At 37.7% G+C, this 12,995-nt stretch carries 14 protein-coding genes; all 14 read right to left on the bottom strand.

The genetic code is table 11. The annotated features are described in order from the left end of the window. A complete protein-coding gene (sufB, locus tag LKD20_RS00530; protein ID WP_105089273.1) occupies positions 1 to 1,410 on the bottom strand; it encodes a Fe-S cluster assembly protein SufB in 1,410 nt (469 codons plus the stop codon). Positions 1,411 to 1,418: 8 nt separating this feature from the next. Further along, positions 1,419 to 2,162 carry a Fe-S cluster assembly ATPase SufC gene (gene sufC / locus LKD20_RS00525; protein WP_227720348.1) on the bottom strand — a complete coding sequence of 248 codons (744 nt, stop codon included), beginning with the start codon at positions 2,160 to 2,162 and terminating at the stop codon, positions 1,419 to 1,421. Positions 2,163 to 2,458: 296 nt separating this feature from the next. Further along, complete coding sequence (locus LKD20_RS00520) at positions 2,459 to 3,715, bottom strand: diaminopimelate decarboxylase family protein (RefSeq protein WP_005386368.1); 1,257 nt, start codon at positions 3,713 to 3,715, stop codon at positions 2,459 to 2,461. Positions 3,716 to 3,773: 58 nt separating this feature from the next. Beyond that, positions 3,774 to 4,190, bottom strand: coding sequence for a DoxX family protein (locus LKD20_RS00515; protein ID WP_227720347.1), 417 nt, complete (start codon positions 4,188 to 4,190; stop codon positions 3,774 to 3,776). A gap of 267 nt (positions 4,191 to 4,457) precedes the next feature. Next, positions 4,458 to 6,083 carry a chaperonin GroEL gene (gene groL, locus LKD20_RS00510; protein WP_227720340.1) on the bottom strand — a complete coding sequence of 542 codons (1,626 nt, stop codon included), beginning with the start codon at positions 6,081 to 6,083 and terminating at the stop codon, positions 4,458 to 4,460. A gap of 113 nt (positions 6,084 to 6,196) precedes the next feature. Continuing rightward, positions 6,197 to 6,478, bottom strand: coding sequence for a co-chaperone GroES (gene groES, locus LKD20_RS00505; protein WP_004696047.1), 282 nt, complete (start codon positions 6,476 to 6,478; stop codon positions 6,197 to 6,199). Between the two features lie 200 nt (positions 6,479 to 6,678). Further along, positions 6,679 to 7,245, bottom strand: a complete 567-nt coding sequence (locus tag LKD20_RS00500; protein WP_119208027.1) for an ANTAR domain-containing response regulator — start codon at positions 7,243 to 7,245, stop codon at positions 6,679 to 6,681. Next, on the bottom strand, positions 7,246 to 8,634 hold the full coding sequence (locus tag LKD20_RS00495) for a sensor histidine kinase (protein ID WP_227720338.1): 1,389 nt from the start codon (positions 8,632 to 8,634) through the stop codon (positions 7,246 to 7,248). 2 nt (positions 8,635 to 8,636) lie between these two features. Beyond that, positions 8,637 to 9,668 carry a tRNA (adenosine(37)-N6)-threonylcarbamoyltransferase complex transferase subunit TsaD gene (gene tsaD, locus LKD20_RS00490; protein WP_227720335.1) on the bottom strand — a complete coding sequence of 344 codons (1,032 nt, stop codon included), beginning with the start codon at positions 9,666 to 9,668 and terminating at the stop codon, positions 8,637 to 8,639. Continuing rightward, positions 9,665 to 10,114, bottom strand: coding sequence for a ribosomal protein S18-alanine N-acetyltransferase (rimI, locus tag LKD20_RS00485; RefSeq protein WP_105089279.1), 450 nt, complete (start codon positions 10,112 to 10,114; stop codon positions 9,665 to 9,667). The genes tsaD and rimI overlap by 4 nt, the downstream gene beginning before the upstream one ends. Beyond that, on the bottom strand, positions 10,114 to 10,872 hold the full coding sequence (tsaB, locus tag LKD20_RS00480) for a tRNA (adenosine(37)-N6)-threonylcarbamoyltransferase complex dimerization subunit type 1 TsaB (protein ID WP_227720333.1): 759 nt from the start codon (positions 10,870 to 10,872) through the stop codon (positions 10,114 to 10,116). Before tsaB ends, rimI begins: the two co-directional genes overlap by 1 nt. After that, a complete protein-coding gene (tsaE, locus tag LKD20_RS00475; RefSeq protein ID WP_227720331.1) occupies positions 10,856 to 11,350 on the bottom strand; it encodes a tRNA (adenosine(37)-N6)-threonylcarbamoyltransferase complex ATPase subunit type 1 TsaE in 495 nt (164 codons plus the stop codon). The genes tsaB and tsaE overlap by 17 nt, the downstream gene beginning before the upstream one ends. Next, positions 11,340 to 12,320: a thiamine-phosphate kinase gene (thiL, locus tag LKD20_RS00470; protein WP_227720320.1), complete on the bottom strand. Its 981-nt coding sequence runs from the start codon at positions 12,318 to 12,320 to the stop codon at positions 11,340 to 11,342. Before thiL ends, tsaE begins: the two co-directional genes overlap by 11 nt. Positions 12,321 to 12,434: 114 nt before the next feature. After that, the gene (locus LKD20_RS00465) at positions 12,435 to 12,995 is read right to left on the bottom strand and encodes a GerMN domain-containing protein (protein WP_005386352.1); all 561 of its coding nucleotides are present in this window, start codon (positions 12,993 to 12,995) and stop codon (positions 12,435 to 12,437) included.

Raw genomic sequence — 12,995 nt, 5'->3', positions numbered from 1 at the left:
TTAACCGATAGAACCTTCTAATTCAAGATTGATTAGATTGTTCATTTCTACAGCATACTCAAGTGGTAATTCTTTGGAGATTGGCTCAACGAAACCACGAACGAGCATTGCACGAGCTTCTTCTTCGCTAATACCACGTGTCATGAGATAGAAAATCGCTTCGTCGGAAATACGACCGATTTTAGCTTCATGACCTAAATCCACATTATCGTTTTCTACGATAATCGCTGGAATTGTATCAGATTGAGACTCTGCATCAAGCATCAAGGATTCACAAGATACAGTCGCTTTGGAATGTTCTGCTTTAGGGCCAATTTTCAAAAGGCCACGGTAAATAGCAGCACCACCGGATTTGGAAATAGATTTAGAGTTTACATTACTAGTTGTGTAAGGAGCATTATGAACTACCTTACAACCTGTATCAAGGAATTGACCTTCACCAGCGAATGTTACACCTGTAAATTCAGCATGTGCACCTTCACCGTTAAGAATACTCATTGGATACAAGCAAGAAACTTTGGAACCAAAGGAGCCAGATACCCATTCGATTGTACCATTTTTACCTACTACACAACGTTTTGTGTTAAGGTTGTACATGTTCTTGGACCAGTTTTCAATTGTAGAGTAACGCAATGTAGCATTGTCTTTAACGAACAATTCAACAGCGCCTGCATGAAGGTTAGATACATCGTATTTAGGAGCAGAACAACCTTCGATGAAGTGCAATTTAGCACCTTCTTCTACGATGATCATAGTATGTTCGAACTGACCAGCACCTGGTGCATTCAAGCGGAAATAAGATTGTAATGGAATTTCTACTTGTACGCCTGCTGGAACGTATACGAAGGAACCACCAGACCAAACTGCACCATGAAGAGCCGCCCATTTATGGTCTGTAGGTGGAATCAATGTCATCCAGTATTTTTTTACGATTTCTTCATGCTCATGAAGTGCAGTTTCGATATCAGTATAGATAACACCTTGTTTAACAAGATCTTCTTGAATACTGTGATAAACAACTTCAGAGTCATATTGAGCACCAACACCTGCAAGAGATGTTTTTTCCGCTTCTGGAATACCTAAGCGGTCAAAAGTACTTTTAATTTCTTCTGGAACTTCGTCCCAGTTTTCTTTCATATCTACTTTTGGCTTAACATAAGTATGGATATTTGCCATATCTAAGCCAGAAATATCAGGAATCCAATTTGGAATCCCCATGCGATTGTAGATTTCTAAAGATTTCAAACGGAAGTCAAGCATCCATTCAGGTTCATTTTTATTAGACCAAATTTCACGGATAATATCTTCTGTTAAACCAGCATCAGAAATATAAGAATATTCAAAGTCATTCTTAATATCGTAGACACCACGGTCCATATCCGCGACTTGGGTTTTCTTTCTTTCTTCCATTGTGCCTCCTATGCTAATGCTTTGTATGCGTCGTAACCTTTTTCTTCGATTTCACGTACAAGAGAAGCATCACCAGTTTTAACGATCTTACCATTGATCAATACATGAACGAAATCAGGTTTTAATTTTTGCAAGATTTGGTTATGGTGAGTGATGATCAATACAGCATTTTCTTCGTTGTGGAAACGTTGTACACCTTCAGATACGATACGAACCGCATCTACGTCAAGGCCGGAGTCTGTTTCATCAAGAATAGCCAATTTAGGATTTAAAATGGACATTTGAAGAATTTCATTTTTCTTGCGTTCACCACCGGAGAACCCTTCATTTACATAACGTTGTGCATAAGACACATCGAAGGATAATTCATCCATTTTTTCTTTCAATTCTTTTTTGAAAGATAAAGCACGTACATTTTCACCAGTAATTGTAGATTTCGCAGTACGGATGAAGTTTTCTACTGTAATGCCAGGAATAGAAATAGGGTTTTGGAAGGACATGAAAATACCAGCTTTTGCACGATCGTTTACTGCATCTTCTGTAATATCTTTACCATCAAAAATAATGGAGCCGCTGTCTACAGTATATGTAGAGTTACCCATGATAGCATTAGCAAGTGTAGACTTACCTGCACCATTTGTGCCCATTACAACGTGAATTTCACCTTTATTAATTGTTAAGTTGATACCTTTCAAGATTTGTTTATCTTCAACGGATACCTTTAAATCTTTTATCTGAAGTAATTCAGCCAAAATGTTCACTCCTTTTTATTATGTATCCTCTATATCGAGGCATACAATCGTTATATGTAAAACGTATATACTGACACATATAAAAAGGCGGTACGCACTAACGTGAATACCGCCGTAATTCTCGCCAACTTAGCAAGTATGTGCATAACAATCTACAATTATTATACATTCTTATCTAAATGATAGCAAGATATTCCTACTAAAATATACAGGAATTAAAAGAATATCATATATTACATATATTGATAGGCTTTTAATAATATTCATTCTCATCCTATTCGATTCTCAATATTAAATTAAAGGTTGGAGAAATCGAGAGTGCCAAACAAATCATCATATGTTTCAGCACGACGAATTTGTGTAACAGAGCCATCTTTATGTAATAACAACTCAGCAGAACGCAATTTACCATTATAGTTAAAGCCCATAGAATGACCATGTGCACCAGCATCATGAATGATGATACGATCACCAATATCAATTTTTGGCAATTCACGTTGGATAGCAAACTTATCGTTATTTTCACATAAGGAACCTGTTACATCATATACATGGTCCTTAGGCGCATTTTCTTTACCCATTACAGTAATATGGTGATAAGAACCATATAATGCTGGACGCATAAGATTTGCCATGCAAGAATCAAGACCAATGTAATGACGATAAATATCTTTTTTGTGAATTGCTGTAGAAACTAGGTAACCAAATGGACCTGTAACCATACGACCACATTCATAAGCTAATGCTACATCACCAAGACCATTAGCTACGAGAATTCTATTGTAAGCCTCTTCTACACCCTTGCTAAGCGCTTTGAAATCTACAGGTGTCTGTTCTGGTTTATAAGCAACACCTACGCCACCACCAAGATCGATAAACTCAACATTGATGCCAAGCTCATTTTTAATATCTACTGCAAGATTAAAGCAAAGTTCAGCCGTGCCAACTAAGCCATCGATATCAAGTTCATTAGAAACAACCATTGTATGGATACCAAAGTGTTTTACACCTTTTGCTTGTAGTTGTTTGTAGGCTTCAAAAATTTGTTCACGAGTCATACCGTATTTAGCTTCTTCAGGAAGACCAATAATTGTATTGCCCCCTTCTTTTAAGGAGCCTGGGTTATAACGAACGCAGAACGTATCAGGCAAAGAACCATGATTTTTTTCTAAATATTCAATATGAGTAATATCATCTAGGTTGATAATAGCACCCATTTCTAGTGCTTTTTTATATTCCACATATGGTGTGTCATTAGATGTGAACATAATGTCATGACCTGTAATGCCCACTTTTTCGCATAGCATCAACTCTGCCAAGGAAGAGCAGTCTGCACCTACCCCAAGTTTTTGTAACACACGCATAATATATGGATTTGGAGTCGCTTTTACAGCAAAATATTGTTTAAACCCTTTATTCCAAGAAAATGCATCGATGAAAGATTTCATATTTTCAATGATACCTTCTTCATCGTAAATATGAAATGGTGTTGGATATTGGGCAATAATATTTTCTAATTGTTCAGCTGTAAACGGAACTGTTTTTGTATTCATAATAACCTCGCTACACAAATAAAAGACTCATCAATCGACGAGTCTATTATCCTAATTATTATTTAAATAAAGCTTTATCTAGGCTATAGCGACCTGCACCTGCGAAGAATAACATAAGTGCACCAAAGCCCATTTGAGATGGATAGTCCCAACTAAAGAAGCTGCCACTAAGATTTAATACTGTGGCCACTGCTAATGTACCAATAAGTAGCAGTGATCCAATCCGTGTAAATAGACCAATTGCTATAAGTACGCCGCCTATCATTTCAGCATATGCTGCCATAGTACCTAATATTTCATAACCACCAGGTACACCTAATGGTGCCAACATAGCTCCAACTTTATAAAGGCCTTCAGCACCGCTCAAATACTTTAAATATCCATGATAAAACATGGAAATACCAAGTGCCAAACGATAAACTAAGAGGCCAAAATTAACATAATTAGGTTTACTTTTAAAAATAAAGCTCAACATAGTAATCCTTCTTTCAGGTTAAACAACATCGAAATAATTCGATAACCATATTATAAAGGTCAGTAACTACCGTGTCAAACTAGACTCAATATTAAATTCTATAGAATTATAACATATATTGTATACAAAATCAATTTTATCGATTTGATAATCCTCATATAGCTGATTTAGATAAATACAAAAATAATCCTAATGAAAAAGTGAACATATAGTTCATAATTCATTAGGATTATTCTAAATCTTATAGATTATGCGCTAAGCAGTTGATTACATCATACCGCCCATGCCACCCATTGGAGGCATTGCAGGAACTGCAGCATTTTCTTCTACTTTGTCAGCTACGATTGTTTCAGTAGTCAATACAAGAGATGCAATGGATGCAGCATTTTGAAGAGCAGAACGTGTAACTTTTGCAGGATCCACGATACCAGCTTTTACCATGTCGATGTATTCTTCAGTCAAAGCATTGAAGCCAACGCCAGCTTCAGTATTTTTAACTTTTTCAACTACAACGGAGCCTTCAAGACCAGCATTGTAAGCGATTTGACGAAGAGGTTCTTCTACTGCACGTTTAACAAGGTTGATACCAGTTTGAACATCACCAGTAGCTTCCAATGTGTTCAATGCAGGGATGATGTCGATGAATGTAGTACCACCACCAGCTACGATACCTTCTTCAACAGCAGCGCGAGTTGCGTTCAATGCGTCTTCGATACGAAGTTTTTTATCTTTCATTTCAACTTCTGTAGCAGCACCTACTTCGATAACTGCAACACCACCGGACAATTTAGCAAGACGTTCTTGTAATTTTTCACGGTCGAATTCAGAAGTTGTTTCTTCTACTTGTGCACGGATTTGGCTAACGCGTTTAGCGATAACGTCTTTATCGCCTACACCATCGATGATTGTAGTTTCATCTTTAGTAATGCGAACTTGACGAGCTGTACCAAGGTCAGTAAGTTCTACGGAATCAAGTTTACGGCCCATATCTTCAGTGATTACAGTACCACCAGTCAAGATAGCGATATCTTCAAGCATAGCTTTACGACGGTCACCGAAGCCAGGAGCTTTAACTGCTACAGCTTTGAATGTACCACGTAAGCGGTTTACTACCAATGTAGCCAATGCTTCACCTTCTACATCTTCAGCGATGATAAGAAGTTCTTTGCCCACTTTTACAACTTTTTCAAGTGTTGGCAACATATCTGCGATAGCACTGATTTTACGGTCAGTAATCAAGATATATGGGTTATCCATAACAGCTTCCATACGATCAGGATCAGTTACCATGTAAGGGGAAATGTAACCACGGTCGAATTGCATACCTTCTACTACATTTAATGCAGTTTGCAAGCCTTTGGATTCTTCTACAGTGATAACGCCGTCGTTACCTACTTTTTCCATAGCTTCAGCGATTAAACCACCGATTTCTTCGTCAGCAGCGGATACGCTAGCAACTTGAGCGATTTCAGCTTTACCAGAAACTTTGATGGAACGTTTTTTAATTTCTTCAACCAAAGTTTTAACTGCTGTTTCAATACCTTTTTTCAAGATCATTGGATTAGCGCCAGCTGCTACGTTGCGCATACCTTCTTGAATCATAGCTTGTGCCAATACAGTTGCAGTAGTAGTACCGTCACCTGCTACATCGTTAGTTTTAGTAGCAACTTCTTTAACTAATTGAGCACCCATGTTTTCAAATGGATCTGGAAGTTCGATATCACGAGCAATAGTTACACCATCGTTTGTGATTGTTGGAGAACCGAATTTTTTATCCAATACAACATTACGGCCTTTTGGTCCTAATGTAACTTTTACAGCATTTGCCAATTGATCAACGCCACGACCTAAAGCGTGACGAGCTTCTTCATTAAACAAGATTTCTTTTGCCATATGTATTACCTCCTAGATAATAACAGTATCTAATGTAAGGGAATGTATATGCCCGCAGGCAATATAAAATGTATCAATAGTATGTTTAGCTCTATACAGCTATAAATTAGCTATTATAATACTGCTAAGATATCGCGTTCGCTAATGATCAAATGAGTAGCGCCATCGATTTCTAATTCGCTACCAGCATATTTTGCGAACATAACAGTATCGCCAACTTTAACTTCTGGAGCTACACGTTGACCATTGTCATAAACTTTACCAGCACCTACAGCTACTACTACACCTTCTTGAGGTTTTTCTTTTGCTGTATCAGGAAGGAAAATACCACTTTTAGTTTTTTCTTCTTTTGCTTCTAAACGGATAAGAACGCGGTCAGCTAATGGTTTTAACATATGATGTCACTCCTTATTTACTAGTTATTATTTACAATTTATTAGCACTCTAAGTTACCGAGTGCTAATTACATGTATTATTATAACCGATGTCAAAATAAATGCAAGCAGAAATTTTGATTTTTTGACTTTTTAGTTTTTATTTGATGTTAGACGCAAAAAAACTAGTATAAGTTTTATCCTTATACTAGTCTTTTCATCTATTTAGAAACTTGATTAATTAATGCTTTACAGATATTAACAATACTATCTCGTTTCTTCATACTTAGGGCGCGAATACGATTATAGGCTTCCTCTTCTGATATAGAGTATAGCTCCATCAATATACCGGTTCCTTTTTGAATGATTTTACGATCCTCTAATGATTGTTCTAATTCAGCCATTTTTTCGCGTAGCTCAGCATCACTATGATAACGCCCTAATGCCATTTCTAAGGTTGGAACCAATTGTTCTTCACGAACAGGCTTAATTAAATATCCATATACGCCAGATTCTCTAGCCTTATTTATTAAATCCTGTTGACTATAACTTGTTAATAGAACTACAGGTGCTTCATGGTGAAAGCCAATTTGTCGTGCTGCTTCGATGCCATCTAATTCTGGCATTTTTACATCCATTAGAACAATATCAGGTTTATATTCTTTGCAAAGCTTGATGGCTTCAACACCATTAGTCCCTTCTGCCACAACTTCATGACCAGAGGATTCAATAATATCGCGTAGATCCATACGTATAAGGGATTCATCATCCACTATTAAAACGCGCATTTACTTCTCCTTCTTCATATGTATTGTCACTAGAACACCGGCATCAGTATTTTTAACAGATAGACGCCCTTTTAACTCATGGGTAACTAAATTATTAATGATAGTTAATCCTAAACGCTTGTTAGAATTAATAGAAAACTCTGGAGGCAACCCTTTACCCGTATCAGAAAAAGCTAATACAATATATTCCTCTGAATCTGTAACAGCTAAACGAATCTCTCCATTTTTACCATCTAAGCCATGTTCAAGGCTATTGGTAATTAGCTCATTAATTATGAGGGATACATAACTTGCCATATGAGAGGAAATCAACATATCCTCTCCACTATAGGTAAACGTAACATCTTGGTCTTGTCGAACCATACTCATACGCAATAAGCGACATAGCTCGTCATAAATTGATCGGATACCTATATAATCCTCGTCATAATGGGATACAATATCGTGAACTAATGCCATACTTTCAATACGATTTATTCCCTCTTGCAAGGCTTGTTTAACCTCCGGCAAGCTAGAACGTCTAGCCTCCATACGCAACAATCCAGCTACGGTTTGTAAATTATTTTTTACGCGGTGATGAACCTCTTTAATAATCGAGTTCTTTACCAATAACTCTTGTTGCTGTTTACTTTCACGGGTACAATCGTGAAGCACGAGGAAACAACGGGTTTCATTACGCCCCATAGCAATAGGAATCATATGTTGACGAATGACCATATCTTGATAGATCTCTTCACTAGTATATATTGTTCTATCATCTAACACTTGTTGGATGGCTGAAACTTTTAAGGTACTGCTATAAATTGATGAGCCCACAAGTCGTCGGTCAAATCCTAGCAAATCTACTAGTTGTACTGCAGATTCATTACCATAGAGAATTTTATGAGAATCATCAAAGATGATTAAACCGTCAAAATATGATATAGGTTCGTACGATTGTATTTGCTCATCCGTAGCAGTCAGCATAAGCCGTTGCATCGTATCTGACAAGGTATACTCTTGCTCATATTGCTCTATCTTAATAGACGGAGACACGGTAAAAGCAATTCCCCCAATAATACGCCCACCATTGTCTACAACAGGAAAAACATGTTGTCGTTGATCATGTTCTACCCCTATAAGAGGCTGTCCATTTTCCATCATAGAATGCCATGTATTATTCCCTTTTACCTGTCGAGTAATAACACCTTGCTCACTTCGTTCAATACACAGCATATCAGCACGATGATGCATAATACCTTGTGAGGACTCTAGAAGGGGTGTAAAAATCTGTATCCTTTGACGGGTCAATGACTCGCCAAAGGATATAAGTTTACTAATATGCTCTAGTAATGAGGTTTGTAAAGGACCTAATGGTGTTGTATTTAAAATATCTTGACCGATATCCACGATTAATCCTCTTTCCAAGATACATGACCAATTTCAACACTTGGTTTTGCATTCAATGTTAAATCTGCGAATTTACCAGCTTGGGCCATATAATAAGCGCGACAACCAATCATCGCCGCATTATCAGTGGACAAAATTTTATGGGGCTTGTAATATGTAAAACCTTCTTTTTCGCACATCTTTTGCAATGCTGTTTGTAAACCTTTATTAGCAGAAACGCCACCAGCTATGGTAATACGAGTTTCACCCAATGTATGCGCTGCATCTCGTGTTTTCTCAACTAATACATCCACAATCGCCTTTTGGAAGGACGCTGCAACGTCTGCTTGATTTATAGGTTCATTCTTTTGCTGCTTACTATTTAAATAGTTTAACACCGCAGATTTCAAGCCACTAAAACTGAATTCGAAATTACCAGGCTCACTCAAAGCCTTTGGAAATTCAATAGCATCTGGATTGCCTTGAATTGCGAGGGCATCGATATGAGGGCCACCTGGGTATGGGAACCCCATAACACGAGCAATTTTATCAAATGCTTCCCCCGCTGCATCATCCCGAGTCTGTCCAAGGATATCAAACTCTTCATAGCCTTTTACATGCACTAACATGGTATGACCACCAGACACAACAAGACTCAAAAATGGAGGCTCCAATTCCGGATTAGCTAAGAAATTAGCAAAAATATGACCTTCCATATGGTGAACTGGAACCAAAGGAATACCTGTAGCAAAGGATAATCCCTTCGCAGCAGCTACACCAACCAATAATGCGCCTACAAGGCCTGGACCGTAGGTAACACCAATATGGTCGATATCTTGTAACGTCACATTTGCATCGCGCAGAGCTTGATCTATGACAGGTATGACTTGTTCTATATGATGGCGTGATGCAATTTCAGGTACAACACCACCAAATTTTCTATGAATAGGCACTTGGCTAGAAATTACATTAGATAAAACAGTACGCCCATCCTTTAGGACAGATGCAGATGTTTCATCGCAACTACTTTCCAAGGCTAATGTGTATATACTCATTCTATTTCCTCTGAAACGAGAGACATAATATAAGCATCCTCTTTTGGCTCTGAATAATAATCTTTGCGAATTCCTTTAACAGTAAATCCTAGATTTCTATACATTGCCAAGGCAGGTAAATTAGATATGCGTACCTCCAAGAAGATTTCATGCATCCCTCTATTCAAACATTCATCTATTAATTCTTTAGTAAGTTTTGAGCCATATCCCTTACCACGGGCGGAAGGTAGAATGGCAATATTCGTGATTTGTCCTTCATCGTATACGAGCCAAGCACCAGCATAGCCCACAATATGATTTTCTTCACAAATAACCATATATAACTTATTATCGGCCCCTTCAAGTTCAGCAAGTACAGATTCCAAGCTCCATGGAACAGAAAAGGACTGTTGTTCTATATCATAAATGGCTTGAGCATCATCTACCGTAGCTAACCGAATCTCCATTATTCTACTCCTGCCGCTTCGGTGACAACAACTGTAGGATTTTGGTTTAACATGTCTGGATTATCCTTATGTCGTTCCTCCCATAAAACCTCTGCTTCAGAGCGACGGATATAATAAGGAACCATATCCATTGGATCACATATCTCTTCACGGATAACTAAGTCGTGTCCCGCTAAAAGTAAAGAGCTAGCTTTGGGAATGCGTTGTGAAATATCTAGAATAGTCAAATTAGTATCGTTTTCATCTAATAGCTTTTCAATGCGCTTGATACCATCACCCAAGAATAAAACCTCTTCCTTTGTTTCTCGGAACTTTTCTAATAAATCACTAGCCGCAATAACAAACGGTTCCGCTTTACATACTAGCTCATTGTTTTCATATTGATATAGACCAGCATATACATGCTTTTTCTGAGCATCGATAACAGTACAGATAGTTCTATTTGTATATGAAACATTATGAGCCAAACTATCCATGGTCATCACACCATACAATGGAATTTGTAAGGCATAAGCCATAGCTTTTGCAGTCCCCATACCTATACGCAATCCCGTAAATGAACCAGGACCAATGCTAACTATAATACCTTTTAGTTCATTCTTTTTTACTTGTGAGGCTCGCAACAACATGTCAATGTGAGGTATTAGCTGCTCAGAATGAGTTAATCCCGCTTGAATAGTTAGTTCACCAATCAAGTTTGTTTCATCCATTAAGGCCACACTCGATACGAGCGAACTTGTCTCAATTCCCAACCACATATGGGCCTCCTATATCTACTAAATCATCTTTTGTAAGATAATCACTACTTAATGTAATAGATCGGCTTGTATCATCAATACGAGTCAGATATATCCATAATGTTTCATCTGGTAATTCATCAGAAAATTTATCAGCCCACTCCACAATGGATACACAGTCCTCTGTATATTCGTAAAAGCCAATATTTTCTAGTTCACTTATATCATCTAACCGATATACATCAAAATGATATAAATGTGTTCTATCAACATCGTAAGTATTCATGATGGCAAACGTAGGGCTAGTAATCTCCTCTGTAACGCCAAACCCTTTCGCAATGCCTTGGGATAGATGTGTTTTTCCGGTCCCCAAATCACCAATTAAGGCAATACATAAAGGGTCACCACTTTGTTTGACCCATTTGCCTAATAATTGTCCAAATTGTTGTGTATCTTCAACTGTATAAGTCTCTAATTGAACCTGTGCCTTATGATTCATGAAAATGATTATATCCTTTCGCTTCTATGGTCTTAATCGTTTTATCCGGTGTTACCATCTGCACCTGAGCTGATCCAGATACAACTTCACCAATTATTGTAATGCCTGCTAAATTCTCTAATTTAGGAAGCAATGATTTAGGAGCCGTGAATACTAGTTGAAAGTCCTCGCCACCATACAATGCATAATCTACTGGATTAGTCTGCAAATACTTAGCTAATTCATAAGTCTCCTCATGTAGTGGAATAACTTTTTCCTCTATGACAATAGATACATTGCTAGCCGATGCAATTTCATTTAATTCACTACCGAGACCATCACTTATATCATTCATACTATGAATACCTAATTGTCTCAATTGTTGGCCCAATTCTATTTGTGGATCTGGACGTTGATGACCAACCTTGGTCATATGATAACCATCTAAATTATATGATAATGCTCCCAAACCTGTAGCAGCATAACCTACGTAATTTGTAATGCCCACAATATCACCTACTTGCGCACCACTACGCATAATAGCAGTTCCTTTGGGAACATCACCGATAATTGTTACGGTCCACACCATGGGCCCTTCCGTACGCACCGTATCCCCACCAAGTATATTAAGATGATATTTTGCGCATTGATCTTTTATACCTCTATAAACTTCATCAAGAATAGCCGTATCAACATATTCAGGTGCCGCCACAGATAGCACAATTTGACGAGGAGTGCCACCCATAGCAGCAATATCACTCAAATTGGCCGTCATGAGACGATAGCCTACATCATAGGGCTTCATATAGTGAAAGCTAAAGTGAACCCCTTCCACCATCGTATCAGTGCTAATTAATTGATCTGTTTCTTCCTTAGCACTATATACAGCACAATCATCACCAATTCCTGTAATCACAGTACTTGGATCATGTATCGTATTATCTTGAATGTGGCGAATGAAATTAAATTCCCCTACATCTTTTAATTGCATCTCATCACCTGGCTTCCGATTAGTATACATATTGTATTGTAACATATATAAAAGACAACAAAAATAGCAGATAGTTGATATATCAACTATCTGCTATCAATGAGCCTAACTTAATTATTTTTTAATTAGGTTTGTCATCCGTTTAACAGGATCTTTCGTATCAAAGGAACCTACAGTAGGTACCTTTTTACCATTGCTAACGAAGAGAACACCATTAATATTATCAAAGGATGTCAATGTATTTACAATGGCAGCCATTTGTAATTTAACAGTTAAGTCCCCACCATTACCTTTTACGAAAGCGTCATTCACTTCTACAGAAGCAATGCCGTCCTTTACAGTAACGGATGTAATTTTAATATCCTTGGAGAATACTGGATATTTTTGTGCTCTATCAGCTTTTAACATCGCTAGAAGAGCAGCTTTAGGCGTTACTTTGTCCGCCTCCATCTCAACGGTTGATTGTTTTACCCCTGAGCCATCCTCTGTTGGAACAAAGAAGGCCATCTTAACCATTTCTTGAGATGTTTTTGTTGTTTCTGCATCCTTATTGACTTTCGTCTCTTGCACAGGTTCACTTTTACCTGTTGTAGGTGCTTGATTAGGTGTACAACCCGCTGCAAATGCAAGCAAACCTACGCAGAGGATCGACAGAACTTGTTTACGTAATTTCAT

This window comes from Veillonella fallax, from assembly GCF_020687175.1.
Taxonomy (GTDB): Bacteria; Bacillota; Negativicutes; order Veillonellales; family Veillonellaceae; genus Veillonella; species Veillonella fallax.
The sequence above is the reverse complement of the archived record's forward strand: the minus strand, read 5'-3'. Positions and strand labels throughout refer to the sequence as shown.